The organism is Streptomyces sp. NPDC028289 (genome assembly GCF_055565975.1).
In genome coordinates, this window is sequence record NZ_JBVHTI010000010.1 from 429,181 (window position 1) to 453,899 (window position 24,719).

The 24,719-nt window shown below is 72.0% G+C and carries 24 protein-coding genes and 1 riboswitch; of the genes, 20 read left to right on the forward strand and 4 right to left on the reverse strand.

What is annotated here, in order from left to right; all coding sequences use genetic code 11:
* The first annotated feature begins 143 nt into the window (after nt 1–143).
* The 10 genes from ACZ4UV_RS44425 to ACZ4UV_RS44470 all read left to right on the forward strand — a co-directional run bounded on the left by ACZ4UV_RS44425 (nt 144) and on the right by ACZ4UV_RS44470 (nt 11,540).
* A complete protein-coding gene (locus ACZ4UV_RS44425) occupies nt 144–1,304 on the forward strand; it encodes an ABC transporter substrate-binding protein (RefSeq protein ID WP_451019629.1) in 1,161 nt (386 codons plus the stop codon).
* On the forward strand, nt 1,301–2,200 hold the full coding sequence (locus ACZ4UV_RS44430; protein ID WP_451019630.1) for an ABC transporter permease: 900 nt from the start codon (nt 1,301–1,303) through the stop codon (nt 2,198–2,200). Before ACZ4UV_RS44425 ends, ACZ4UV_RS44430 begins: the two co-directional genes overlap by 4 nt.
* Nucleotides 2,185–3,003, forward strand: a complete 819-nt coding sequence (locus tag ACZ4UV_RS44435) for an ABC transporter permease (protein ID WP_451019631.1) — start codon at nt 2,185–2,187, stop codon at nt 3,001–3,003. The genes ACZ4UV_RS44430 and ACZ4UV_RS44435 overlap by 16 nt, the downstream gene beginning before the upstream one ends.
* 6 nt (nt 3,004–3,009) lie before the next feature.
* Nucleotides 3,010–4,074: an ABC transporter ATP-binding protein gene (locus tag ACZ4UV_RS44440; RefSeq protein ID WP_467846298.1), complete on the forward strand. Its 1,065-nt coding sequence runs from the start codon at nt 3,010–3,012 to the stop codon at nt 4,072–4,074.
* A gap of 44 nt (nt 4,075–4,118) precedes the next feature.
* Entirely contained in the window at nt 4,119–5,570 is a 1,452-nt protein-coding gene (locus ACZ4UV_RS44445; protein ID WP_467846303.1) for an HAD-IA family hydrolase, read from the forward strand.
* A gap of 97 nt (nt 5,571–5,667) precedes the next feature.
* The gene (locus tag ACZ4UV_RS44450) at nt 5,668–7,965 is read left to right on the forward strand and encodes a sensor histidine kinase (protein ID WP_451019634.1); all 2,298 of its coding nucleotides are present in this window, start codon (nt 5,668–5,670) and stop codon (nt 7,963–7,965) included.
* The gene (locus ACZ4UV_RS44455; RefSeq protein WP_451019635.1) at nt 7,955–8,446 is read left to right on the forward strand and encodes a roadblock/LC7 domain-containing protein; all 492 of its coding nucleotides are present in this window, start codon (nt 7,955–7,957) and stop codon (nt 8,444–8,446) included. The genes ACZ4UV_RS44450 and ACZ4UV_RS44455 overlap by 11 nt, the downstream gene beginning before the upstream one ends.
* A gap of 7 nt (nt 8,447–8,453) precedes the next feature.
* Complete coding sequence (locus tag ACZ4UV_RS44460; protein ID WP_451019636.1) at nt 8,454–8,840, forward strand: DUF742 domain-containing protein; 387 nt, start codon at nt 8,454–8,456, stop codon at nt 8,838–8,840.
* Nucleotides 8,841–8,987: 147 nt separating this feature from the next.
* Nucleotides 8,988–9,776, forward strand: coding sequence for a carbon-nitrogen hydrolase family protein (locus ACZ4UV_RS44465; RefSeq protein ID WP_451019637.1), 789 nt, complete (start codon nt 8,988–8,990; stop codon nt 9,774–9,776).
* Between the two features lie 51 nt (nt 9,777–9,827).
* Entirely contained in the window at nt 9,828–11,540 is a 1,713-nt protein-coding gene (locus ACZ4UV_RS44470) for a flavin monoamine oxidase family protein (protein ID WP_467846315.1), read from the forward strand.
* Nucleotides 11,541–11,576: 36 nt separating this feature from the next.
* On the opposite strand, the gene ACZ4UV_RS44475 is transcribed toward ACZ4UV_RS44470, so the two are convergent.
* The 3 genes from ACZ4UV_RS44475 to ACZ4UV_RS44485 form a co-directional block, all read right to left on the reverse strand.
* A complete protein-coding gene (locus ACZ4UV_RS44475; RefSeq protein ID WP_467846320.1) occupies nt 11,577–12,506 on the reverse strand; it encodes an LLM class F420-dependent oxidoreductase in 930 nt (309 codons plus the stop codon).
* A 96-nt stretch (nt 12,507–12,602) separates the two neighbouring features.
* Entirely contained in the window at nt 12,603–13,289 is a 687-nt protein-coding gene (locus ACZ4UV_RS44480) for a DUF5995 family protein (RefSeq protein WP_451019640.1), read from the reverse strand.
* A 103-nt stretch (nt 13,290–13,392) separates the two neighbouring features.
* Nucleotides 13,393–14,772: a uracil-xanthine permease family protein gene (locus ACZ4UV_RS44485; protein WP_451019641.1), complete on the reverse strand. Its 1,380-nt coding sequence runs from the start codon at nt 14,770–14,772 to the stop codon at nt 13,393–13,395.
* 129 nt (nt 14,773–14,901) lie between these two features.
* On the opposite strand from ACZ4UV_RS44485, the gene ACZ4UV_RS44490 reads away from it, so the two are divergent.
* The gene (locus tag ACZ4UV_RS44490; protein WP_451019642.1) at nt 14,902–16,161 is read left to right on the forward strand and encodes an alginate lyase family protein; all 1,260 of its coding nucleotides are present in this window, start codon (nt 14,902–14,904) and stop codon (nt 16,159–16,161) included.
* A gap of 86 nt (nt 16,162–16,247) precedes the next feature.
* Complete coding sequence (locus ACZ4UV_RS44495; RefSeq protein ID WP_451019643.1) at nt 16,248–16,706, forward strand: acyl-CoA thioesterase; 459 nt, start codon at nt 16,248–16,250, stop codon at nt 16,704–16,706.
* On the opposite strand, the gene ACZ4UV_RS44500 is transcribed toward ACZ4UV_RS44495, so the two are convergent.
* Complete coding sequence (locus ACZ4UV_RS44500) at nt 16,666–17,880, reverse strand: MFS transporter (RefSeq protein WP_451019644.1); 1,215 nt, start codon at nt 17,878–17,880, stop codon at nt 16,666–16,668. The genes ACZ4UV_RS44495 and ACZ4UV_RS44500 overlap by 41 nt on opposite strands.
* A 122-nt stretch (nt 17,881–18,002) precedes the next feature.
* On the opposite strand from ACZ4UV_RS44500, the gene ACZ4UV_RS44505 reads away from it, so the two are divergent.
* The 8 genes from ACZ4UV_RS44505 (at nt 18,003) to ACZ4UV_RS44540 (ending at nt 24,585) form a co-directional block, all read left to right on the forward strand.
* Entirely contained in the window at nt 18,003–19,298 is a 1,296-nt protein-coding gene (locus ACZ4UV_RS44505; RefSeq protein WP_451019645.1) for an ROK family transcriptional regulator, read from the forward strand.
* Between the two features lie 274 nt (nt 19,299–19,572).
* Nucleotides 19,573–19,703, forward strand: a riboswitch (FMN riboswitch).
* Between the two features lie 156 nt (nt 19,704–19,859).
* Entirely contained in the window at nt 19,860–20,465 is a 606-nt protein-coding gene (locus ACZ4UV_RS44510; RefSeq protein WP_451023039.1) for a riboflavin synthase, read from the forward strand.
* Entirely contained in the window at nt 20,462–21,112 is a 651-nt protein-coding gene (pnuC, locus tag ACZ4UV_RS44515; protein ID WP_390047925.1) for a nicotinamide riboside transporter PnuC, read from the forward strand. The genes ACZ4UV_RS44510 and pnuC overlap by 4 nt, the downstream gene beginning before the upstream one ends.
* A complete protein-coding gene (locus ACZ4UV_RS44520; protein WP_467846338.1) occupies nt 21,109–22,401 on the forward strand; it encodes a bifunctional 3,4-dihydroxy-2-butanone-4-phosphate synthase/GTP cyclohydrolase II in 1,293 nt (430 codons plus the stop codon). Before pnuC ends, ACZ4UV_RS44520 begins: the two co-directional genes overlap by 4 nt.
* Nucleotides 22,402–22,423: 22 nt before the next feature.
* A complete protein-coding gene (ribH, locus tag ACZ4UV_RS44525) occupies nt 22,424–22,909 on the forward strand; it encodes a 6,7-dimethyl-8-ribityllumazine synthase (RefSeq protein ID WP_451023042.1) in 486 nt (161 codons plus the stop codon).
* A 34-nt stretch (nt 22,910–22,943) separates the two neighbouring features.
* Nucleotides 22,944–23,216, forward strand: a complete 273-nt coding sequence (locus tag ACZ4UV_RS44530) for a phosphoribosyl-ATP diphosphatase (protein WP_030946750.1) — start codon at nt 22,944–22,946, stop codon at nt 23,214–23,216.
* Between the two features lie 47 nt (nt 23,217–23,263).
* Nucleotides 23,264–24,112 (forward strand): ATP phosphoribosyltransferase, encoded by an 849-nt coding sequence (hisG, locus tag ACZ4UV_RS44535; RefSeq protein ID WP_467846341.1) that lies wholly within the window; start codon nt 23,264–23,266, stop codon nt 24,110–24,112.
* 17 nt (nt 24,113–24,129) lie between these two features.
* Entirely contained in the window at nt 24,130–24,585 is a 456-nt protein-coding gene (locus ACZ4UV_RS44540; protein ID WP_351500942.1) for a PH domain-containing protein, read from the forward strand.
* Nucleotides 24,586–24,719: the final 134 nt, after the last annotated feature.

The following is a 24,719-nucleotide window of genomic DNA, read 5'->3' on the forward strand; positions in this document are numbered from 1 at the left end:
GGGAATCAGGGGCTGGAGTTTCGTCGGCGTTCATGAAGGGGAAACCCACGGCGGGCGTACTAGGGCCAACTTGTTCAGACAAGTTCGCTCGGCGCCACCACCACTAGCGCCACCCACCCTCGTGCGTACTCCCTGGAGAGACCGTGACCGTGTCCCTGCCGAGAACCGCCCTCCTCGGCGGCTCCCTCGCCGCCGTAGCCGCGCTTGCCCTCAGCGCCTGCGGCGCCGCCCCCGACAACGCGTCGTCCACCACCTCCGACGGCAAGAACGCCGCCACCGCCACCTCCGCCGCCGACCTCGGCGGCATGGACAAGCTGGTCGCCGCCGCCAAGAAGGAGGGCACGCTGCACATCATCGCCGTGCCCCGCGACTGGGCGAACTACGGCGCCATCATCGACGGCTTCCAGAAGAAGTACGGCATCAAGATCGAGGACGAGAGCCCCGACGGCTCCAGCCAGGACGAGATCAACGCCGTGACCTCGCGCAAGGGCCAGGACCGGGCGCCCGACGTCCTCGACCTCGGCTCGTCGTTCGCGCTCAGCGCCGCCCAGCAGGGGCTGCTCGCGCCGTACAAGGTCACCTCGTACGACGACATCCCCACCGGGCAGAAGGACCCGCAGGCCCGCTGGTACAACGACTACGGCGGCTACATCTCCATCGGCTGCGACGCGAAGCGGGTCAAGACCTGCCCGACCACCTTCGCCGACCTGCTCAAGCCGCAGTACAAGGGCCAGGTCGCCCTCAACGGCAACCCGACCAAGTCCGGTTCGGCCTTCGGCGGCGTGTACGCGGCCGCGCTCGCCGACAAGGGCTCCTTCGACGACATCCAGCCCGGCCTCGACTTCTTCGCCAAGCTGAAGAAGAACGGCAACTACACGCCCGTCGAGTCCACCCCGGCCACCGTCGAGAAGGGCGAGACGCCCATCTCCATCGACTGGGACTACCTGAACGCCGGTTACGCCGACGAGTTCAAGTCCAAGGGCGTGGACTGGAAGGTGTCGATCCCGAGCGACGGCCAGTACGCCCAGTACTACTCCCAGGCCATCAACAAGGACGCCCCGCACCCGGCGGCCGCCCGCCTGTGGCAGGAGTACCTGTACAGCACCGAGGGCCAGAACCTGTGGCTCAAGGGCTACGCCCGCCCGGTCCTGATGTCCGCCATGGAGAAGGCCGGCACGCTGGACAAGACCGCCGCCGCCAAGCTCCCCGCGGTCACCGGCACGCCCACCTTCCCGACCGAGGCCCAGCAGGACAAGGCCAAGACGGTCCTCTCCACGGGCTGGTCGAAGGCCGTCTCCGGATGACGGCCACGCTCACGCGGGCCGACGTGGCGTCCGCCGCTTCCCAGAAGCGGCGGCGCCGTGCCCCCGGCTGGCTCGCCGTCGTCCCGCTCCTCGCCGTCACGGCCGTCGCCTTCGGACTGCCGGCCGTCGCCATGCTGAACGGCGCCTTCACGGTCAAGGACCCGGCCAGCGGGGTGAGTTCCTACACCGCGCGGAACCTCGGCGATTCGCTGCAGGGGCCGTACCTCACCGCCCTCGTCGGCAGCGTCAAGCTGTCCGCGCTCTCCGCCCTCATCGCCGCCGTCCTCGGGCTGCCGCTCGCGCAGGCCGTCGTCAGCTCGCGCTCCCGGGCGCTGCGCGAGGCCGTGCTCACCGCCTCCGGTGTGCTCGCCAACTTCGGTGGCGTGCCGCTGGCGTTCGCGTTCGTCGCGACCCTCGGCAACGCCGGTGTGCTCACCGTGCACCTGCACCTCGCGGACCACGGCTGGGACCTGTACAGCTTCTGGGGGCTCGTACTGGTCTACCTGTACTTCCTGATCCCGCTGATGGTCCTCACCATCACCCCGGCCCTCGACGGACTGCGCACCCAGTGGCGGGAGGCCGCGCTCAACAACGGTGCCACCGGCGTGCAGTACTGGCGGTTCGTGGCCCTGCCCGTGCTCGCGCCCTCGCTGCTCGGCGGGCTCGTGCTGCTCTTCGGCAGCGCCTTCGCCGCCTACGCCACCGCCGCCGCCATGGTCGGCAGCGCGGTCCCGTTGGTCACCCTCCAGATCGCCGACGCCCTCTCCGGCAACGTCCTGGTCGGCCAGGAGAACGTGGCCCTCGCCCTGAGCCTGGACATGGTGCTGGTGGCGGGCGTGGTGATGGCCGTGTACCTGCCCCTGCAACGACGGAGCGCCCGATGGCTCGACGCCTGACCCCCTGGCGCTGGGCCGTCCTAGGCCTTGCCGCCCTCTACTTCCTGGTCCCGCTGGGCGCCTCCGTCGTCTTCACGGTCGACGTGCCCGGCCACGGCGTCACCTTCGACGCCTACACACAGATCCTGTCCGCCGACGGGTTCACCTCCAGCCTGCTGCTCTCGCTGGAGCTGGCCGTCGCCACCATCGCCGTCGTACTGCTGCTGATGGTGCCCGCCGTGGTCGCCCTGCGGCTCAGCGCGCCCAAGCTGCGGCCCGTCGTCGAGATCGTCTGCTCGCTGCCGCTGGTGGTGCCGCCGATCGCGTTCGTCGCCGGCATCGCGAGCGTGCTCAAGTGGGGACCGGACCACCTCTCCCGGACCCCGCTGTTCGAGACGTTCGTCGCCATCCAGAACCCGAGCTTCCCGGTCGTCCTGGTCCTCGCCTACGTCGTGATGGCGCTGCCCTTCGTCTACCGGGCACTGGACGCCGGGCTGCGCGCGATCGACGTGCGCACCCTCGTCGAGGCCGCCCGCAGCTGCGGTGCCAACTGGCCGCAGGCGCTCGTGCGGGCCGTGCTGCCCAACCTGCGCGGGGCGCTGCTGAACGCCTCTTTCCTCACCCTGGCCCTTGTGCTCGGCGAGTTCACCGTGGCCCGGCTGCTCGGCTTCGAGCCGTTCGCCGTGTGGATCTACAACGTCGGCGGCTCGCAGGCCCAGATGTCCGTCGCCGTCTCCGTGCTCAGTCTCCTGGTGACCTGGGCCCTGCTCCTCGCGCTCGCCGGTGCCGGCGGCCGTGACCGAACCGCTTCCTCCCGGGGATGACACACCATGACCACCGCCACCCTTGAGAAGGCCGCGACCGTCGAATTCCGGTCGCTGCGGCGCGAGTTCGGCGCCACCGTCGCCCTTGACGGACTCGACCTGACCGTGCAGCCGGGAGAGTTCCTGGCCCTGCTCGGCCCGTCCGGCTGCGGCAAGACCACCGCGCTGCGCATGCTCGCCGGCTTCGAACACCCCGACTCCGGCGCCGTGCTCGTGGACGGTGAGGACGTCACCCAGGTTCCGGCCCACCGTCGGGACGCCGGGATGGTCTTCCAGTCGTACAGCCTCTTCCCGCACCTGAACGCCGTCGACAACGTGGCCTTCGGGCTGCGGATGCGCAAGGTGCGTACGAGTGAACGGCGGGCGCGGGCCGCCGAGTTGCTGGAGCTCGTCGGGCTCGGCGACAAGGGGGAGCGGTTCCCGCACCAGCTCTCCGGCGGCCAGCAGCAGCGCATCGCCCTGGCCCGCGCCCTCGCCCTGCGGCCCCGGGTGCTCCTCCTCGACGAGCCGCTGTCGGCGCTGGACGCCAAGGTCCGGCTGTCGCTCCGCGAGGAGATCCGCCGGCTCCAGCAGGAACTCGGCATCACCACCCTGTTCGTGACGCACGACCAGGAGGAGGCGCTGTCCGTAGCCGACCGGGTCGCCGTGATGCGCGCCGGGCGGCTCGAACAGTGCGCCGAGCCCGCCGAGTTGTACGGCCGTCCGGCCACCGCCTTCGTCGCCGAGTTCGTCGGCACGATGAGCCGGATCCCGGGGACGGTCAAGGACGGCACCGTCGAGGTGCTCGGGCAGCGGCTGCCGGTCGACGGGCAGGCACCGGGCGCGGGCGAGGTCGACGTGCTCGTGCGGCCCGAGGCGGTCCGGGTGCGCGCGGACGGCGCCGGTACGGCCACCGTCGTCGCCACCGCCTTCCTGGGCGCGGTCGTCCGGGTCACCGTACGGCTCGCCGACGGCACCGAGGCCAAGGCCGACCTGCCCGCCCACGAGGCCGCCGAGCTGGGGGCCGGATCCGCCGTGAGCGTGTCGCTGCCCGAGCGGCCGGTGCTCGTGGCGCCACGCGTTCAGAAGTAACGCTTCCCGAAGTCCCGCCCCCCCACGTGAGGAATGACGACAACGTGACCCCCCGCCCACGACTCCCGCTCCAGGCCGCCCTGTTCGACATGGACGGCACGCTCGTCGACACCGAGCGACTGTGGTGGGAGGCGGTGGAACAGGTCGCCGGGCGGCCGCTCACCGAGGCCGACGAGCCGGAGGTGCTCGGCCGGCCGGTGGAGCACACCGCCGGCTGGCTCGCCGCCGCCACGGGCCGGCCGGCCGCGGAGCTCGCGGCCGGGCTGCACCGGGAGTTCGCGGACCGCGTCCGCACCGGCATCGTGCCCCGCCCCGGCGCCCTCGACCTGCTGGACGCGCTGGCAGCGGCCGGCGTCCCCACCGCCCTGGTCACCGCGTCCCCACGCGCGGTCGCCGACCTCGTGCTCGACGCCCTCGGCCCCCGGCGGTTCGCCGTCTCCGTCACCGCCGACGACACCGGCCGCACCAAGCCCGCCCCCGACCCGTACCTCGCCGCCTGTCGCGCCCTCGGCGTCGACCCGGCCGCCTGCGTGGCCGTCGAGGACACCGAGACCGGGGTCGCCTCCGCCGAGGCCGCCGGATGCGCCGTGCTGGCCGTGCCCTCGCTCGCCCCGATCGGCGGCGCGCCCGGCCGGACCGTGCGTGACACGCTGGTCGGGATCACCCCGAAGGAGCTGAGCGACATGGCCGTACCGGAACTCCGGGTGATGTCCTGGAACCTGTGGCTCGGCGGCAGCCGGATCGACGACCACCGGGCCAAGCAGCTCAAGGCCGTCATGGACGCGGGCGCGGACGTCGTCGGCCTCCAGGAGACCGGCGGGACCAGCGCCCGCGAACTCGCCGAGGCCCTCGGCTGGCACCACCACACGGCGGGCGAGAACCTCGGGATCATCAGCCGCTTCCCGGTCACCGCCCGCCTCGGTGACCCGGACGTCGGCTTCTACGGCGCCGCCGGGGTGCGGATCGCCGTCCGCCCCGGCCGCGAGGTCGAGATCTGGACCGCGCACCTGCACTACACGCCGTACGGGCCCTACGAGTTCCACTTCGACGGGCTCGGCGCCGACCAGCTGATCGCCCACGAGGAGGTCCGGCTCGGGCAGATGCGGGAGACCCTGCGGCGGATCGGGGACACAGACGTACCCGTGGTGCTCGTCGGGGACTTCAACTGCCCGTCCCACCTGGACTGGCCGGCGGTCCAGTGGCCGGTGACCAAGGCCGCGGAGGAGGCCGGGTTCCGCGACTCCTACCGCGAGGCGCACCCGGACCCGGCAGCGGCCCCCGGCCACACCTGGTCGCCGATCCACCCCGTCCACGAGGACGGCAGCGGGCGGCCCGAACCGCAGGACCGGATCGACTACGTGCTGCACAGGGGGCTGCGCGTGCTCGACTCCCGGACCTGGGTCACCGGCACCCCGGCGCCCTGGCCCGACGTGGCGGCCAACGACTGGCCCTCCGACCACGCGGCCGTCGTCACCGCGTTCGCCGTCGAGCCGTAACCAGGGGTTACCCGGGGCAACCATTGCGGTCGGAGTGACGATCCCGTAAGTTGTGCGGGCCTCCCCCCTACTCACTGGTAACACCGGTAGGTAACCCATGCGCTGGCCCGGCCGCCCCACCACCGTCCGCACGCGGATCGTGGCGCTCGCGCTCGCCCCGGTCGTCGCGCTGACGGCCCTGTGGAGCTTCGCCATGGTGTCCGTCACCGGCGAACTGCGCGCGCTGATCCGGGTCCAGGGGGTGTACGACGACTTCGGCACCCCCGTCGACACCGCCGTCGGGCAGATCCAGATCGAACGGCGGCTGTCGGCGGCCTACCTGGGCGCCCCCCTGGACACGGCGACCGCCGCCGACCTGCTCGCCCAGCAGCGGCGCACCGACCGGGCGGTGGGCGCCATGCGCGACGCGATCCGGGACGGCGACCGCGGGCGCCTCAGCGACCGGCAGCGCGAGGCGCTCGACTCGATGGTCACCGCCACCGGCGGGCTGGAGAGGCTGCGCGGGCAGGTGCTGTCCCGGAAGATCTCCTGGGACAGCGCCGTCACCGGGTACAGCGCCCTCGTGGATCCCGGCTTCGACGTCGAGTCCGCCCTCACCGCGCTCCAGGCCGGACAGCTGGCCCGGGAGTCCCAGGTCGTCGTCGAGCTGGTGCGGGTACGCGAGTTCGTCTCGCGCGAGGACGCCCTGGTCGCCGGGGCGCGGGCCGCCGGACGGCTCACCGACGCGCAGTACGACGACCTCACCGCGACCATCGAGGACCGGCGGGTCTTCCAGCGGACCTACGTCCCCGACCTGCCGTCGGACTCGCGGGAACTGTTTGAGACGTTCCAGCGCGGCCAGCTGTACCGCTCGCTGGTGCGCGGCGAGGACGCGCTGCTGAGGGCGGGTGCGGACCGGGCCGGTGCGGCCGTCGCCGCGGACACCTGGCGGTCGACCACCGACCGGGCCGTCAAGCAGTACATGCTGCTGTGCACGCACTCCGCCGAGAACTCCGCCGCCCGCGGACGCGCCTTCGCCTACCGGGAGTTGGTCAAGGCGGCCGTCGTCGGCGCGGCCGGGCTCGCGGCGGTGGTCCTGTCGCTGTGGTTCGCGGTGCGCGGGGCGCGCCGCATCTCGCGCCGCCTGGAGATCCTGCGGGACGCGGCCGACCTGCTGACCGCACGCCAACTGCCCGCCCTCATGAAGCGGTTGAGCGCCGGTGAGGACGTGGACGCGGTCACCGAGGCGCCGCCGCTGGCCGCCGGGGAGGCCGGGGACGACGAGATCGGGGACGTCGGCCGGTCGTTCAACCGGGCGCGGCTGGCCGCCGTAGAGGCCGCGATCAGGCAGGCCACGCTGCGGCGGGGCCTGTTCGCGGTCCTCCTCAACATCGCCCGCCGCAACCAGGCGCTCGTCCACCGCCAGCTGAAACTCGTCGACACGCTGGAACGGCGCACCGACGACCCGGCCGTCCTGGGCGAGCTGTTCCGCATCGACCACCTCACCACCCGGATGCGCCGGCACGCGGAGAGCCTGATCATCCTCTCCGGCGCGACCCCCGGGCGGCGCTGGCGGCGGCCCGTGCCGATCGCCGACGTGGTGTCCTCGGCGGTCGGCGAGATCGAGGACTACCCGCGGGTCGTGGTGCCGCCGATGCCCGAGGTGGGCGTGGCCGCGGACGCCGTCGCCGATGTCGTGCACCTGCTCGCCGAGCTCCTGGAGAACGCCACGGTGTTCTCGCCGCCGCACACCCAGGTGACCCTGCGCACCGGCCGGGTCGGCCACGGCTTCACCCTGGAGATCGACGACCGGGGCCTCGGCCTCGACGCGGACCAGCTCTCCGGGGCCCGCCGTACCCTCACCGACCCCGACGCCTTCGACCCGACCCGCCACGACCGCCTCGGCCTCTACGTCGTGGGCCGCCTGGCCGCCCGGCACGGCATCGAGGTGACCCTCCGGGAGTCGCCGTACGGGGGGACGACGGCGGTGGTGCTGCTGCCGGGGACGGTGCTGGCCGAAGTGGAGCCGGAGGGCGGCCGACGGGACGGGGAGCGAGCAGGACGGCCGGCGCCGGGGGAGGAGCGCGGACGGCCGGCGCCGGGGGAGGAGCGCGGACGCCGGCCCACGTCGGAGGTCGGTGTGCTCCCGCCGTCCGGGCCGGGACGGTCCGGGACCCCGGCTCCCGGCACGGACCCGCCCCCGGCCCTGCCCACCCGCACCCGCCAGGCCTCCCTCGCCCCCGAGCTGCGCGCGGAGCGGGCTCCCGGCGCGGCGCGTGACCTGGACGCCGACGAGATGCGGGCGGTCTTCGGAGCCTTCCAGCGCGGCCTGGACCGGGGGCGCAGAGGACTGCCGACCGGCCCCGAGGAGCCGGACCACACCGAGGAAGGGACCCGAGCCGACGATGACCAGTGACGACCAGCCCCAGCCGCCCGGCCCGGCCATCGCCCCGGACCCGGCCGCCGTCCCCGGCTCACAGCCCCCGGCAGGCCAGGAGCCCGCCGCCCGGCCCGGCAGCGACCTCGGCTGGCTGCTCGACGATCTCGTCGCCCGGACCGATCACGTCCGGCAGGCCGTGCTGCTCACCGCGGACGGGCTGCCGCTCAGCCACTCCGAGGGGATGCGGCGGCGGGACATCGAACACCTCGCGGCCGTCTGCTCCGGGTTCCACAGCCTGGCCCGCTCGGCGGGGGACCGGTTCGGCACCGGCGAGGTGCGGCAGACCATGGTGATGCTCGACGACGCCTACCTCTTCGTCACCCCGGCCGGGCACGGCAGCCGGCTCGCCGTCCTCAGCGACGTCCGCACCGACGTCGGCCAGCTGGCCCACGAGATGGCACTGCTCGTCCGCCGCCTCGGCCGGCACCTCGACGCCGCCGCACGCTCCACCCCCTGATCCTCCGGTGAGCGACGAGCACTGGTACGAGGACGAGACCGGCTCCCTGGTCCGCCCCTACACCGTGACCCGGGGGCGTACCGAGCCCTCCGGCAAGCACACCATCGATCTGATGTCCCAGGTCACGGCCGTGGACAGGGGTGCGGACGCGGACCGGCCGGAGGTCGACCATGCCCGCGCCGCGCTGCTCGCCCTGGTGCGCCGCGGGGGCCGCCCCGTCGTCGAGCTCGCCGCGGACGCCGACCTGCCGCTCACGGTCGTACGCGTGCTGCTCGCCGATCTCGCCGAGGCGGGCCTGGTCCGCATCCGGGAGCCGCGCCGGGTGGAACCGACGGGTCCCGCCGCCGACCCCGAGCTGCTCAAGGTGATCGTGGAGCGGCTGCGGGAGCTGTGACCCCGCGCAACGAATCGCCGCCGGACCCCCGTCCCACGCAACGAACCGCGCCGCAACGCGCAACAGCTCCGCCTTGTCCGGTCCGGCCCGCCGACCGTACGGTCTAAGTGACCCCCAGACCTCCTTCCGTACCCGGTGAGGACCCGCATGCGCACCGCCCTGCTCCAGAGCTCCGGCCGCCCCGGCTCGACCGTCGAGAACCTCAAGGTGCTCGACGAGGCCGCCGGCCGGGCCGCCGCCGCGGGCGCCGCGCTGCTCGTCGCCCCGGAGATGTTCCTCACCGGCTACGCGATCGGCGACGACATCGCCCGCCTCGCCGAGCCGGCCGACGGCGACAGCGCGGACGCGGTCGCCGAGCTGGCCCACCGGCACGGCCTGGCGATCACCTACGGCTACCCGGAGCGCGACGGCGACCGCGTCCACAACTCCGCCCAGCTGATCTCCGCCGACGGCACCCGGCTCGCGAACTACCGCAAGTCCCACCTCTTCGGCGGCTTCGAGCGGGACCACTTCACCGCGGGCGAGCAGCCGGTCGTCCAGGCACAGCTGAACGGCCTCACCGTCGGGATCATGATCTGCTACGACGTGGAGTTCCCGGAGCTGGTCCGTGCCCACGCCCTGGCCGGCACCGACCTGCTGCTGGTCCCGACGGCGAACATGCACCCCTTCGAGATCGTCGCCGAGTCCATGGTCCCGGTGCGGGCCTGGGAGAACCAGATGTACGTGGCCTATGCCAACCGGGTCGGCCAGGAAGGCGAGTTCGAGTTCTTCGGGCTCTCCGCGCTGGCCGGACCCGACGGGGTCGCCCGCGCCCGCGCCGGCCGCGCCGAGGAACTCGTCCTCGCCGACCTCGACCCCGCTCTCCTCGCCGCCTCCCGCGAGGCGAACCCGTACCTGGAGGACCGCCGCCCCGGCCTCTACGGGTCCCTGGCCTGACCTCCCCGCTCTTCTTCACACGTTCCGCGTTTCGCAAGGAGTCCGTACCCCATGACGTCCACGGTGCCCAACGCCGTCGAGCACGCCGACGAGCAGCAGCCGCCGATCACCATGTTCGGCCCGGACTTCCCGTATGCCTACGACGACTTCCTCGCCCACCCGGCGGGCCTCGGTCAGATCCCGGCGACCGAGCACGGCACGGAGGTCGCGGTCATCGGCGGCGGGCTGTCCGGCATCGTGGCCGCCTACGAGCTGATGAAGATGGGCCTGAAGCCGGTCGTCTACGAGGCCGACAAGATCGGCGGCCGGCTGCGGACCGTCGGCTTCGAGGGCTGCGACCCCTCGCTGACCGCCGAGATGGGCGCGATGCGCTTCCCGCCCTCCTCCACCGCCCTCCAGCACTACATCGACCTGGTGGGGCTCGAGACCAGCCCGTTCCCCAACCCCCTGGCGGAGGCGACCCCTTCGACCGTCGTCGACCTCAAGGGCGAGTCCCACTACGCCGAGACGATCGACGACCTGCCGCAGGTCTACCGGGACGTCGCCGACGCCTGGAACAAGTGCCTGGACGAGGGCGCCGACTTCTCCGACATGAACCGCGCGATGCGCGAGCGGGACGTGCCGCGCATCCGTGAGATCTGGTCCCGGCTCGTCGAGAAGCTCGACAACCAGACGTTCTACGGCTTTCTCTGCGACTCCGAGGCCTTCAAGTCCTTCCGGCACCGCGAGATCTTCGGCCAGGTCGGCTTCGGCACCGGCGGCTGGGACACCGACTTCCCCAACTCCATCCTGGAGATCCTGCGGGTCGTCTACACCGAGGCCGACGACCACCACCGCGGCATCGTCGGCGGCTCCCAGCAGCTGCCGCTGCGGCTCTGGGAGCGCGAGCCGGAGAAGATCGTGCACTGGGCCTACGGGACCTCGCTCGCGAAGCTGCACGAGAACGGCGAGCCCCGTCCGGCCGTGACCCGGCTGCACCGCACCACCGGCAACCGGATCACGGTGACGGACGCGAACGGCGACATCCGCACCTACCAGGCGGCGATCTTCACCGCCCAGTCCTGGATGCTGCTCTCCAAGATCGCCTGCGACGACTCGCTCTTCCCGATCGACCACTGGACCGCGATCGAGCGCACCCACTACATGGAGAGCTCCAAGCTGTTCGTCCCGGTCGACCGGCCGTTCTGGCTGGACAAGGCCGTCGACGACAGGGGAAATCCGACCGGCCGGGACGTCATGTCGATGACGCTCACCGACCGGATGACGCGCGGCACCTACCTCCTGGACGACGGCCCGGACAAGCCCGCCGTGGTCTGCCTCTCCTACACCTGGTGCGACGACAGCCTGAAGTGGCTGCCGCTGTCCGCGCACGAGCGGATGGAGGTCATGCTGAAGTCGCTCGGCGAGATCTACCCGAACGTCGACATCAGGAAGCACATCATCGGCAACCCGGTGACCGTGTCCTGGGAGAACGAGCCGTACTTCATGGGCGCGTTCAAGGCCAACCTGCCCGGCCACTACCGCTACCAGCGGCGCCTGTTCACGCACTTCATGCAGGACTCGCTGCCCGCGGACAAGCGGGGCATCTTCCTCGCCGGTGACGACATCTCCTGGACGGCGGGCTGGGCCGAGGGCGCCGTCCAGACCGCGCTGAACGCGGTCTGGGGCGTCATGCACCACTTCGGCGGAGCGACCGACGCGACCAACCCCGGCCCCGGCGACGTCTACGACGAGATCGCGCCGGTCGAACTCCCCGAGGACTGAACCCAGGACTGACCCGAGGGCCGGCCGGAGGGCGGACTAGACCCCGGCCGCCCGCGCCTTCTCGTACACCTCGGCCGCGACGTCCTTGAGCTCCCGGGCGTCGCGCGCGGTGATCTGGAGGTCGATCAGGATCTCCTCCAGGCCGACCGCCGCGTGGGCCACCAGGTCCTCGACGATCTGGTCGACGCTGCCCTGGAAGGGGCGGCGATCGGCGCCGTCGTAGGCCTTGGGCGTGTAGGCGGTGTTGACCCGCAGGACTGTCCGGATCGGTTCCGTCCGGCCGCGCTCGGCCGCCAGCTCCTGCAACTCCTGCCACTGCGCGGCCAGTTGTTCGACGCCCATGCCCACGGGCAGCCAGCCGTCCGCGCGGTCCACCAGCCGGCGCAGAGCCTTCCTGCCGTGCGCGCCCAGCATGATGGGGATCGGCCGGGCGGGCTTGGGACCGACCAGGGCGGAGGCGATCTTCGTGACCTCGCCGTCGTGACGCACGGGGTCGGGGCCCCACACCGCCCGGCACACGTCGATGAACTCGTCGAGCACCTTGCCGCGGTCCTCGAACGGCCGGACCCCGGCGGCCGCGTACTCGTCGAGGGACCAGCCGGTGCCCAGGCCCGCCACCACCCGGCCGCCGCTCGCCGCGTCCAGCGAGGCCAGGGACTTGGCCAGTTGGAAGGGGATGTGCAGGGGTGCCACCAGCACGCTGCTGCCCAGCCGGGCCCGCTCGGTGGCCGCGGCGGCGAGGGTGAGGGTGACCAGGGGATCCGCCACGTGCCGGTACTCGTCGGGCCAGGGGAGGCCCGGGACGTTGTAGAGCCCCTGGGTGGCGGGCTCCGGGAACAGGGCTCGCTCGAAGACCCACAGGCTGTCGTAGCCGATCTGCTCGGCGGTGCGTGCCACGTCGGGGACGTCGGTGCCGAGGGAGTACTGCCGCATCTGGGGAAGACCAAGACCGAGCCTGGTGGTCATGCCGGTGCTCCTTTGCAGTCGGGTGCCAGCCGTCAACGTACGGTGCGCGTCCGAAGATTCCGGAGGCGGCGCGCACACCGATCGGATCGCGCCACGTCAGTCGCGCAACGGCGTGAGCAGCATCCGGCCCGCCAGGCCCACGGCCGCGTCCAGCCGCTCGGCGAACTCCTCGGCCAGCTCCTCGAATCCGCGTAGCGCCCACAGTGCCCGCGCCGCCGCCCAGGTCGCCTCCCGGGCCCGCTCCAGGCTCCAGGAACCGAGCAGATGGGTCAGCGGATCGGCGATCTGGAGCAGGTCGGGGCCCGGCATCAGGTCCTCGCGGATGCGTTCCTCCAGCGAGACGAGCAGGTCGCCCACCCGGTCGAACTCGTCCTCCAGATCGGCCGGTTCGCAGCCGAGCGTGCGGCAGGCGTCCACCACGGCCAGCGCCAGGTCGTGACCGATGTGCGCGTTGATGCCGGACAGCGCGAACTGCAGCGGGCGGATGCCGGGGTGGCGGCGGAACCGGAACAACGGCCGCCAGCAGGCGGGGGGTCGGCGGTCCGCCGCCTCCGCGTCCACGGCGGTGAGATAGCGCTCGGCGAACCGCACGTCCAGGGTCGCCGCGGCCCCGGGGTCCGCGAACCGGCCCGCTTCCAGGCGCCGTTCGACCTCCTCCGTGACGGCGAGGTACACACGGTTGAAGACCGCGACCCCGTCCCGCTCGGGCAGGGCCGCGTCCAGGGCGCGCATCCGGGCGACGACGGTGCCGACCGGAGCGGTGAGGTGGTGCAACTGCGCCATGGGGGAAGGGTCCCAGCTCCGGCCCGGCGCGCGCGCCGACGGGCCCGGCGCTTCCCCGGAACGGGGGAACGGACCCGCTGCGCGGATGGCCGCAACCGGGCGCCTACGGCCGGGTGTCGTCGTAGGAGCTCGTGCCCTCGTCGAGGAGCGGTTCCGGTCCCTTGAGGTGGGCCGGGGCCATGGCGCGCAGGGCGTGGTAGCCGACGATGACGACCAGGGTTCCGAGGGCGATGCCGCTGAGGGAGAAGGTGTCGGAGAACTTCATGCTGACGTTGCCGACGCCGATGATGATGCCTGCGGCCGCCGGGACCAGGTTCAGCGGGTTGCGCAGGTCGACCCTGGCGTGCAGCCAGATCTGGGCGCCGAGCAGGCCGATCATGCCGTACAGGATCACCGTGATGCCGCCGAGGACCCCGCCCGGGATCGCGGCCACGATCGCGCCGAACTTGGGGCAGACGCCGAAGAGCAGCGCGAAGCCGGCGGCGGCCCAGTAGGCGGCGGTGGAGTAGACGCGGGTCGCGGCCATCACGCCGATGTTCTCGGAGTAGGTGGTGTTGGGCGGGCCGCCCACGGCGGTGGAGAGCATCGAGGCGACCCCGTCGGCCGAGATCGCGGTACCGAGCTTGTCGTCGAGCGGGTCGCCGGTCATCTCGCCGACCGCCTTGACGTGCCCGGTGTTCTCGGCGACCAGGGCGATGACGACGGGCAGGGCGACCAGGATCGCCGACCACTGGAAGGACGGGCCGTGGAAGGACGGCAGCCCGATCCAGTCGGCCTTGCCGACGCCGGAGAGGTCCAGTCGCCAGTGGTCGGTGACCTTGCCGCTCGGGCTCATGGAGTGGATCCGGCCGAAGATCCGGTCGAGGGCCCACGAGAGGGCGTACCCGAAGACCAGGCCCAGGAAGATCGCGATGCGGGACCAGAAACCACGCAGACAGACGACGGCCAGACCGGTGAACGCCATCACCAGCAGCGCCGTCCACTGGTCCTGCGGCCAGTAGGTGGAGGCGGTGACCGGCGCGAGGTTGAAGCCGATCAGCATCACGACCGCGCCGGTGACGATCGGCGGCATCGCGGCGTGGATGATCCGGGCGCCGAAGCGCTGGACGGCCAGCCCGACCAGGAACAGCGCGACGCCGACCACGAAGACCGCGCCGGTCACCGTGGCACTGGTGCCGCCCTGCGCGCGGATGACGGCGGCCACCCCGACGAAGGACAGCGAACAGCCCAGGTAGCTGGGCACCCGGCCGCGCGTGGCCAGCAGGAAGAGCACGGTCGCGACGCCGGACATCATGATCGCGAGGTTGGGGTTCAGACCCATCAGAACCGGGGCGACGAAGGACGCACCGAACATTGCGACCACATGCTGGGCGCCGAGCCCGACCGTCCGCGGCCAGGAGAGCCGCTCGTCGGGGCGTACCACCGCTCCGGGCGCGGGGGTGCGCCCGTCGCCGTGCAGTTTCCAGCGCACGCCGAGATCCATGGTGGGGCTTCGCTTTCTCTGTACGTGAAGATGGTCCGAACCATTGTCAGGGCTACCTGGCGGTTCTACGCTCGCACGGTCCTACTCATGAACTGCGTTCATAAGTCTGAATAGACGATCGGAGTGCCGATGAGTGGAAGATCCCGCGCGGCCGTTCTGCTGACGACCCTGGTGGCGTTCGGAGCCGTCCTCGTCCCCTCCGCCCATGCCGTGGCCAAGGCTCCGGACACCGCCGTCCTCGACGGCGCCCGGCTCCAGCACACCAGGGCCGAACTCCACGACGGCGATCCGCAACTGCGGCGCGCGCTGCGCGACCTGACGACCCGTGCCGACAGCTGGCTGGCCCAGGGCCCCTGGACGGTCGTCGACAAGCCCAAGCCCGCCCCGGGCGGCGACGTCCACGAGTACCTCAGCCAGGCCCCCTACTGGTGGCCCACCACCACCCCCACCGCCGACAACCCCTGGGGCTGCCCCTACGTCCAGCGCGACGGCCAGCGCAATCCCGAGGTCGACAGCGGCACCGACCGCCCGGACGTCGAGAAGGTCTTCGACTCGACGTACGACCTCTCCCTGGCCTGGTACTACACCGGTAACCGGAAGTACGCCGATAAGGCCGGGCAGATCCTGCGCACCTGGTTCCTCGACCCGGCGACCCGGATGAACCCGGACCTGAACCACGCCCAGTTCATCCCGTGCAAGTACGACGGCCGGGCCATCGGCATCATCGACTTCTCCCAGTCGTACACGAGCGTGGTCGACGCGCTGGCGATCCTCGGCACGGGGGCGCCCGGCTGGAGCGCCGCGGACCGGGCCGGGATGCGGAGCTGGAACACCGGCTTCCTCGACTGGCTGAAGAACAGCGCCTTCGGCAAGGAGGAAGGCGCCGCCGCCAACAACCACGGCACCTTCTACGACATGCAGCTCGCCGCCCTCGCCTACGCGACCGGCGACAAGGCGCTGGCCAGGCAGACCGTGCTGGACGCCCGGACGAAGCGGATCGACCCGCAGGTCGCGGGCGACGGCAGCCAGCCGCAGGAGCTGGCCCGCACCAGGAGCTGGCACTACTCGACCTTCGACCTGGTCGCCTACACCCGGCTCGCGGCGATCGGCCGGCATGTCGGCGTGAACCTCTGGAGCTACCGGGGGCCGGACGGGCAGAGCCTGTCCAAGGCCGTGGACTACCTGCTGCCGGCCGCGACCGGGGCGGCCGCCTGGCCGTACCCGGAGCTGGAGTTCCACCGGTACGCGGCGAGCGACGTCGTGCACGCGGCGGCCGACGCGGGCGACAAGGCGGCCCAGAAGGCGGTCGGGCGACTGGAGACCCCGCCCGGCGGCGACCTCTGGGCGCTGCGGCCGGCCGCCGAGCAGCTGGACTCGATCGCGGGCTGACCAGCCCCTTCCCGACCGGGGCTCCTGAGCGTCCGCTTAGGATGGAGTGTCCCCACCGCTTCGTCCAGCGCCCAGGAGCCCCACCCGTGACCGCCGAAGCCCCCTCCGCCCCCGCCCTCTCCTACGGCCGGCTGCTGCCGGTCAGCGTCCACTTCGACGACCTCGACGCGCTCGGGATGCTGCACAACGCCCGCTATCCGCTGCTGGTCGAGCGCGCCTGGACCGAGCTGTGGCAGGGGCACGGCATCCGCTTCGACGGCGACTGGGCCACCGCCGGGGACGCCTGCAACGTGGTCAGGGAGCTGCTGATCGGCTACGAGGAACCGGTCACCAGGTCGGGCACCTACGCCGTCCACCTCTGGCTGGAACGGCTCGGCACCACCGGGCTGACCTACGGCTTCCGCTTCTGCTCGCCGGACGGCGCGACCACCTACGCGCGGGGCACCCGGGTGCTCGTCCGGCTGGACGCGGCCACGCTGCGCCCTGCGCCCTGGAGCGAGACGTTCAGGGCCGTGGGCCGGGAACTGCTGCGGCCTCGGGGCTGACCTCCGCACGAGATCCCCGCGTCCCGGCGCGCAGCACGCCCGCGAACGCCACCAGCCCCAGCGCCAGCACCGTGACCAGGCAGAACGACACCACCAGACTGGTCGCCTGGGCGATGCCGCCGATCAGGCTGGGCGCGATCAGGCCCGAGGTGTAGGTGATCGTCGCCACGCCCGCGATGGCCTGGCTCGGGTTCGGCCCGGCGTGTCCGGCCGCCGCGAAGCACAGCGGTACGACGACCGCGATGCCGAGGCCCATCAGCGCGAACCCGGTCATCGCCACGGCCGGCTGCCCGGCGAGGACCACCAGCGTTCCGCCGATCGCGGCCAGCACACCCCCGGCGCGCACGGTACGGACCGCGCCGAAACGGTTCACCACCGCGTCCCCGCTGATCCGGGCCGCCGCCATGGCCAGCATGAACCCGGTGGTGGTGGCCGCCGCGAGCCCGGCCGAGCTGTCCATCCGGTCCCGCAGGAACACCGCCGACCAGTCCAGGCTCGCCCCCTCCGCGAACACCGCGCAGAAGCCCACCGTGCCGATGAGCAGCGCCGACCGGGGCGGCAGCGTGAACCGCGGCGGCGGCTCGTCGTCCTCGCCGGGCCTGACGTCCAGGACGAAGCCGGCCGCCAGCACGCCGAGCACGGTGAGAACGGCCGAGGCCAGGGCGAAGTGCACGCGCGCGTCCGTGCCCAGATGTGCGGCGAGGGTGCCCGCCGCCGAGCCGAGCAGGGTGCCCGCGCTCCACATGCCGTGCAGCCCCGACATGATCGACCTGTCGAGCACCCGCTCGATCTCCACGCCGAGCGCGTTCATCACCACGTCCGCCATGCCGGCGCTCGCGCCGTACACGAACATCGCCAGGCACAGCAGGTACAGGTTGGTGGCGAGCGACGGCAGGATCAGCGACAGCGTCCACATCGCGATCAGCCCGCGCAGTGCCGTACGGCTCCCGAAGCGGTGGCTGATCCGGCCGGCCAGCGGCATCGAGCACGACGCGCCGAACGCCGTGAAGGCGAGCGCGAAGCCCAACTGCCCGGCGCTCAGCGAGGCGTGGTCCTGGACCCACGGCACCCGGGTCGCGAACGAGCCGGTGACGGCACCGTGCACGGTGAACACGGCCGCGACGGCGTACCGCGCGCGCTTCACCCCGTGCTGCTCGTAACCCACGTCTTTCATGGTCCTGCCCCTCCCCGGGTGGGTGCCGCCCCGCTGTCCGCCGTAAACTATCAGGGACCCTGCCTGATAGATAGGGAGTTATGTGGCCGTCCTGGGCCATCGGATCTGGGAGGATGCCCGTCATGCCCGCATCACCGAGCACCGCCCGGGCCATCAACGACCGGCTCGCGCTGAGCCTGCTCCAGCAGGAAGGACCGCTGACGGCAGGGCAGTTGAAACAGCTGACCGGGCTGTCCCGGCCGACCGTCGCCGACCTCGTCGAACGGCTCACCGCGTCCGGTCTGATCACGGTGGTCGGCGAGTCGGGCGAGCAGCGCCGGGGGCCGAACGCCCGGCTGTACGGCATCGTCGCCGACCGTGCGTACCTGGCCGCCCTCGACGTACGCACCGAGAGTGTCTCGGTGCTGGTCTCCGACCTGGTGGGGCGGGTGCTGGCGGAAGGGTCGGTACCGGTCGTCCCGGAGGCCGGGGAGGCGGCGGCCGTCGATCAGGCGATGGGGCTCGTGGAGCGGGCGGTGAAGGAGGCGGGGGCGTCCGGGGACGAGGGGCAGCTGCACACCGTGGGCATCGGCGCGCCCGGGCTCGTCGACCCGGCCACCGGTGAGCTCCGCGACACTGCGGGCCTGCCGGTCTGGCACCGGCGGCTGGTCGCCGCCCTCCAGGAGCGGTTCCCGCAGGCCAGGGTCAGCGTCGAGAACGAGACCAACCTGGCCGCCCTCGCCGAACAGCGCGAGGGTGCCGCCCGGGACCGCGACACCTTCGTCCTGCTCTGGCTGGGGCACAGCTGTGGCGCCGCCGTCGTCCTGGACGGCGGCCTGCGCCGGGGCGCCTCCGGTGGCACGGGCGAGATCGGCTTCCTGCCGGTGCCGGGCACGGCCGCGCTGCCCACGGCGACGGACTGCTCAGGGGGTTACCACTCGCTGGTGGGAGCGTCGGCGATCGTGGAGCTGGCGGGGGAGTGCGGCGTGGGGCCGGGGGGCCTGTCCGCCGACCGTCTGGTCGAGGAGGCGGTACGCCGTGCGGCGGGCGGCGCCCCGGACGCGCCCCAAAGGGGCGCGGGCGGTATCGATGTGCGGCTCCGCCGCGTGGGCGCGACCAGCCACGACGGCGCCGATGACGACCACCGGCCGTCCCCGGCACATGCTCGCTTTCTCGACACCCTCGCCGACCGCATCGCCGTAGGCGTGGCCGCCGTCGTCGCCGTCCTGGACCCCGGCTGCGTGGTCCTCGGCGGTGAGATCGGCCCCGCCGGGGGAGCGGCGCTCGCCACGCGGGTCGAGGCGCGGCTCGGCCGGATGTCCCCCCTGGCCACCGAGGTACGGGCGAGCACGCTCGGCGGCGCGGCCGTCCTGCGCGGCGCCCTGCTCACCGCCCGCGAGCATGCCCAGGACGAACTCTTCGCGGCACCGGACCGCTGACCCCGTGCCCCGCGCCGGCGCGGGCCGCCCGGATTGGGCGGGCCCGGCGACGGGCAAGGGCCGTCGTCACCGCCACCGGGTCCGCTCGAACCCTAAAAGGACTAGACCAGTAGGGTCAATAGGTGTGAATAACAGTCAAGATTCCTGGTCCGGGCGCGAGTTGGGCACACCGCGGTCCGTCTGGGAAGTCCAGCGGCACGGGCTGTGAGGCACCCCACACGGTTCCCCTGTATGGACCACGATCGGGCGTGGCACACTGGCCGTGTACCAGAAGCAGCGCACTCCGGGGTCGGTGAAACTCCGAACCGGCGGTTATAGTCCGCGACCCGTCCGCTTCCAGCGGCCGGTTGACCAGGTGAAATTCCTGGACCGACGGTTAAAGTCCGGATGGGAGGCAGTGCGCGGCGGGCGAGTATGTACGTGTGCGCGCCGCCGTATCTGGTCTCGTCCGTCACGGACGGGACCTTTTCGGCGTCGCCCTCGGTGTGATCGTCCGTCCATTCTGTCGTCCGTCGACAGACCCCGGAGTCCGTGCCCCGTTGAGGCAGGAGGACCCGGGAAGTGTTCACCGGAATCGTCGAAGAGCTGGGTGAGGTCACCGCCGTCGAGAACCTCGGCGACGCGTCCCGTTTCCGGCTCCGTGGCCCCGTAGTGACCGAGGGCGCGCAGCACGGCGACTCCATCGCCGTGAACGGTGTCTGTCTGACCGTCGTGGAGCACGAGGGCGACGAGTTCACCGCCGACGTCATGGCGGAGACCCTCAAGCGTTCCTCCCTCGGCGCCCTGGGCGTCGGCTCCCGCGTCAACCTGGAGCGCCCCACCGCGGTCGGCTCCCGCCTCGGCGGCCACATCGTGCAGGGCCATGTCGACGGCACCGGCCAGGTCCTGGCCCGCACCCCCTCCGAGCACTGGGAGATCGTCAAGGTCTCCCTTCCGGCCGACCTCGCCCGCTACGTCGTCGAGAAGGGCTCCATCACCGTCGACGGCATCAGCCTCACGGTCGTCGAGGCGGGCCCCGACTACTTCACCGTCAGCCTGATCCCCACCACCCTCGACCTCACCACCCTCGGCCACAAGCAGCCCGGCGACCCGGTCAACCTGGAGGTCGACGTCGTCGCCAAGTACGTGGAGCGCCTGCTCGCCGGCACGCAGGGAGCAGGCCGGTGAACTGGCTGAACTCCGAGGCCTTCGCCCTCTTCGGCCAGCACATCCTGTGGTCGGACATGATCGGCAACATCCTCGGCCTGGCCGCGCTCGGCCTCGGCTGGCGCCGCAACCTGTGGAGCTGGCCGGTCCAGTTCGCCTCCGGTCTGATCCTCTTCGGCGCCTTCTTCGGCCACCTCACCGGCAGCGCGGGCAAGCAGGTCGTCGTCATGGCGGTCGCCCTGTACGGCTGGTGGCAGTGGAACCGCAACAGGGGCCGGGTCGAGGACGGCGGTGACGGCCACATCGCGCCCCGCTTCGCCACCTGGCGGGAGCGCGGCGCGATGGTCGCCGCCGCGGCCGTCGGCACGGTCGCCGTGGCGCTGCTCTTCAAGGCATACCCGTCCCTGTCCTGGGACCCCTGGCCGGACGCCTACATCTTCGTCGGCACCGTCGTCGCCATGTACGCCCAGGCGCGCGGCATGGTCGAGTTCTGGATCGCCTGGCTCCTGGTCGACGCGGTCGGCGTCCCCCTCAACTTCACCAACGGCTACGCCTTCTCCGGCTTCGTCTACGTCATCTACGGAGCGCTCGTCCTGTGGGGCCTGCGCGACTGGTGGCTGCGCTCCCGCCAGGGCACGCGGCCCGCTCTGGAAGGAGCACCCGCATGACCGCGGCACCGATCCTGTACAGCACCGAAGGCGTCGAGGACCTCACCCTCGACCCGGTCGAGCAGGCCATCGCCGACATCGCGGCCGGCCGCCCGATCGTGGTCGTCGACGACGAGGACCGCGAGAACGAGGGCGACCTCGTCATCGCCGCCGAGAAGATCACCCCCGAGATCGTCGCCTTCATGATGAGCGAGTGCCGCGGCCTGATCTGCGCCCCCATGGAGGGCGACGAGCTGGACCGGCTGCAGCTGCCGCAGATGGTCGGTGACAACACCGAGTCCATGAAGACCGCGTTCACCGTCTCCGTCGACGCCTCCGCCGCGCACGGCGTCACCACCGGCATCTCGGCCGCCGACCGCGCCACCACACTCCGGCTGCTGGCGAGCGGCGACGCCGAGCCGACGGACCTCGTCCGTCCTGGCCACGTCTTCCCGCTGCGCGCCCGCCCCGGCGGCGTCCTGGTCCGCAACGGCCACACCGAGGCCGCCGTCGACCTCGCCCGCCTCGCGGGCCTGCGCCCGGCCGGCGCCATCGTGGAGATCGCCGGCGAGGACGGCCGGATGCTCCGCCTCCCGGAGCTGATCCCGTTCGCCCGCAAGCACGGTCTGACGATCATCTCCATCGCGGACCTGATCACCTTCCGCCGGGCCGCCGAACCGACCGTCCGCCGCGAGGCCGAGGTCAACCTGCCCACCAAGCACGGCACCTTCACCGCGTACGGATACCGCTCCACCACCGACGGCGTCGAGCACGTCGCCCTCGTCCACGGCGAGATCGGCGAGGGCGAGGACGTCCTGGTCCGGGTCCACTCCGAGTGCCTCACCGGCGACGTGTTCGGCTCCGCCCGCTGCGACTGCGGACCCCAGCTCGACGCCGCCCTGGACCGCATCCAGGACGAGGGCCGGGGCGTCGTCGTCTACCTGCGCGGCCACGAGGGGCGGGGCATCGGCCTGCTGTCCAAGCTGCGCGCCTACGAACTCCAGGAGCGCGGCCGCGACACCCTCGACGCCAACCTCGAACTCGGCCTGCCCGCCGACGCCCGCGACTACGGTGCCGGCGCCCAGATCCTGGCCGACCTCAGGGTGCGCAGCGTCCGCCTGATGACCAACAACCCCGACAAGAGCGACGCGTTGCTGAGCCACGGCCTCAAGCTCAGCGGACGCGAGCCGATGCCCGTACAGGCGGGCGAGCACAACCTCCGTTACCTGCGCACCAAGCGGGACCGGATGGGCCACGACCTGCCCTGGCTGGACACGCCCCCGGCGCTGTCCACCTGCGGCAACCAGTAAAGAAACAGCACTGAGGAGAGACGTGAGCGGCAAGGGTGCACCTGAACTGTCCGTACGCAATGTCAGCGACCTGCGGGTCGCGGTCATCGCGTCCCAGTGGCACGAGAAGGTGATGGACGGTCTGGTGGACGGCGCCCTGCGCGCCCTGCGCGACCTGGGGATCGACGAGCCGACCCTGCTCCGGGTCCCGGGCAGCTGGGAGCTCCCGGTCACCGCCAAGGTCCTCGCCGGGCGGGGCTACGACGCGATCGTCGCCCTCGGCGTCGTCATCCGCGGCGGCACCCCGCACTTCGAGTACGTGTGCCAGGGCGTCACCCAGGGCCTCACCCAGGTCTCCGTGGAGACCGGTGTGCCGGTCGGCTTCGGCGTCCTCACCTGCGACGACGAGGAGCAGGCCCTGGACCGGGCGGGTCTCGCGGGCTCCAACGAGGACAAGGGCCACGAGGCGGTGACGGCCGCGGTGGCGACGGCGGCCACCCTCCGCTCAGTATCTGAACCCTGGCACTGAGCGACGCGGCGATTGGCGTAGTCTGGCGCTCACCATGTCCAACAAGACTTTCGAGGAGCTCTTCACCGAGCTCCAGCACAAGGCCGCCCACGGCGACCCCGCCACCTCCCGGACCGCCGAGCTGGTCGGCAAGGGGGTCCATGCCATCGGCAAGAAGGTCGTCGAGGAGGCCGCCGAGGTCTGGATGGCCGCCGAGTACGAGGGCAAGGAAGCGGCCGCCGAGGAGATCTCGCAGCTGCTCTACCACGTCCAGGTGATGATGGTCGCCCGCGGCATCTCGCTGGACGACGTCTACGCCCACCTGTAGAACCTTTTCCGACAAACCCGCCTTTTCGAGCAAAGGAAGCCGACCTCATGCTGCGCATCGCCGTCCCCAACAAGGGTTCCCTCTCAGGCCCTGCGGCGGACATGCTGCATGAGGCCGGCTACCGGCAGCGGCGGGAGTCCAAGGAACTCCGCATCGTCGACCCGGTCAACGACGTCGAGTTCTTCTACCTCCGCCCCCGCGACATCGCCATCTACGTCTCCTCCGGTCGCCTCGACATCGGCATCACCGGACGCGACCTGCTGGTGGACTCCAGTGCCAACGCCGAGGAGATCCTGCCGCTCGGCTTCGCCCGCTCCACCTTCCGCTTCGCCGCCAAGCCCGGCGAGGCGAACGGCCTGGCGGACCTGAAGGGCAAGACGGTCGCCACCTCCTACGAGGGCATCGTCGCCAAGCACCTGGCCGACAGCGGCGTCGACGCCTCCGTCGTCCACCTGGACGGCGCCGTCGAGACCGCCATCGAGCTGGGCGTCGCCGAGGTCATCGCCGACGTCGTCGAGACCGGCACCTCGCTGCGCAACGCCGGCCTGGAGGTCTTCGGCGAGCCGATCATGAAGTCCGAGGCGATCGTGGTCCGCCGCACCGGCGCCGACGCCGAGGAGCCCAAGGTCCAGCAGTTCCTGCGCCGTCTCCAGGGCGTCCTGGTCGCCCGGACGTACGTGATGATGGACTACGACTGCCGGGTCGAGCAGCTGGAGAAGGCCGTCGCCCTCACCCCGGGCCTGGAGTCGCCGACCGTCTCCCCGCTGCACAACGAGGGCTGGGTCGCCGTCCGCGCGATGGTCCCCACCAAGGACGCCCAGCGGATCATGGACGACCTGTACGACATCGGCGCCCGCGCCATCCTGACGACGGCCATCCACGCCTGCCGCCTCTGAACCGGGGCACGCGAGAGATGTCCGAGCTCCCCGCCCTTCCCGTCACCTTCCGGCCGGGTCTCACCCGCGTGATCCTGCTCACCGCGGGTGTCGCGATCTTCGCCACCATCTCCGGGGTCGCGCTGCTCCTGGAGCAGCTCGGCCCGGGGGAGAAGCTCAGCTTCGTCGTCACCGGCGCGCTGATCTTCTGGGTGCTGGCCCAGCTGGCCCGGGTCAAGGTGGTCGCCGACGAGTCCGGGGTCACCGTCGTCAACATCGCCGGCAAGCGGCACCTGGAGTGGGCGGAGATCGTCCAGGTGAACCTCCGCCCGGGTGACCCGTGGGTGTTCCTCAACCTCAGCGACGGCACCAGCCTGCCCGCTCTCGGCATCCAGCCGGGCATCGCCAAGCAGCGGGCCATCGCCGACGCCACGGCCCTGCGCGCCCTCGCCGAGGCCCACGCGATCCGCGACCCCGAACAGCATCAGGGCTGAAATCACGCAACTTCGGGGCGTCTCCGGGCCGTCGCCCCTGCCGCACCGGCCCCTGTCTTGATTAATCTGTTGGCGGAGGCTTTTCACGTCCCGCCTCCACCCCTGTCGCGCGCCCCGCGCACAGGGGTTCCTGC

What these genes read in the sequence shown, in the direction of transcription:
- ACZ4UV_RS44430 (WP_451019630.1), top strand. Translation starts at nt 1,301, where the DNA reads ATGACGGCCACGCTCACGCGGGCCGACGTGGCGTCCGCCGCTTCCCAG.
- ACZ4UV_RS44435 (WP_451019631.1), top strand. Translation starts at nt 2,185, where the DNA reads ATGGCTCGACGCCTGACCCCCTGGCGCTGGGCCGTCCTAGGCCTTGCC.
- ACZ4UV_RS44440 (WP_467846298.1), top strand. Translation starts at nt 3,010, where the DNA reads ATGACCACCGCCACCCTTGAGAAGGCCGCGACCGTCGAATTCCGGTCG.
- ACZ4UV_RS44450 (WP_451019634.1), top strand. Translation starts at nt 5,668, where the DNA reads ATGCGCTGGCCCGGCCGCCCCACCACCGTCCGCACGCGGATCGTGGCG.
- ACZ4UV_RS44455 (WP_451019635.1), top strand. Translation starts at nt 7,955, where the DNA reads ATGACCAGTGACGACCAGCCCCAGCCGCCCGGCCCGGCCATCGCCCCG.
- ACZ4UV_RS44465 (WP_451019637.1), top strand. Translation starts at nt 8,988, where the DNA reads ATGCGCACCGCCCTGCTCCAGAGCTCCGGCCGCCCCGGCTCGACCGTC.
- ACZ4UV_RS44470 (WP_467846315.1), top strand. Translation starts at nt 9,828, where the DNA reads ATGACGTCCACGGTGCCCAACGCCGTCGAGCACGCCGACGAGCAGCAG.
- ACZ4UV_RS44475 (WP_467846320.1), bottom strand. Translation starts at nt 12,506, where the DNA reads ATGACCACCAGGCTCGGTCTTGGTCTTCCCCAGATGCGGCAGTACTCC.
- ACZ4UV_RS44480 (WP_451019640.1), bottom strand. Translation starts at nt 13,289, where the DNA reads ATGGCGCAGTTGCACCACCTCACCGCTCCGGTCGGCACCGTCGTCGCC.
- ACZ4UV_RS44485 (WP_451019641.1), bottom strand. Translation starts at nt 14,772, where the DNA reads ATGGATCTCGGCGTGCGCTGGAAACTGCACGGCGACGGGCGCACCCCC.
- ACZ4UV_RS44490 (WP_451019642.1), top strand. Translation starts at nt 14,902, where the DNA reads ATGAGTGGAAGATCCCGCGCGGCCGTTCTGCTGACGACCCTGGTGGCG.
- ACZ4UV_RS44500 (WP_451019644.1), bottom strand. Translation starts at nt 17,880, where the DNA reads ATGAAAGACGTGGGTTACGAGCAGCACGGGGTGAAGCGCGCGCGGTAC.
- ACZ4UV_RS44505 (WP_451019645.1), top strand. Translation starts at nt 18,003, where the DNA reads ATGCCCGCATCACCGAGCACCGCCCGGGCCATCAACGACCGGCTCGCG.
- ACZ4UV_RS44520 (WP_467846338.1), top strand. Translation starts at nt 21,109, where the DNA reads ATGACCGCGGCACCGATCCTGTACAGCACCGAAGGCGTCGAGGACCTC.
- ACZ4UV_RS44530 (WP_030946750.1), top strand. Translation starts at nt 22,944, where the DNA reads ATGTCCAACAAGACTTTCGAGGAGCTCTTCACCGAGCTCCAGCACAAG.
- hisG (WP_467846341.1), top strand. Translation starts at nt 23,264, where the DNA reads ATGCTGCGCATCGCCGTCCCCAACAAGGGTTCCCTCTCAGGCCCTGCG.
- ACZ4UV_RS44540 (WP_351500942.1), top strand. Translation starts at nt 24,130, where the DNA reads ATGTCCGAGCTCCCCGCCCTTCCCGTCACCTTCCGGCCGGGTCTCACC.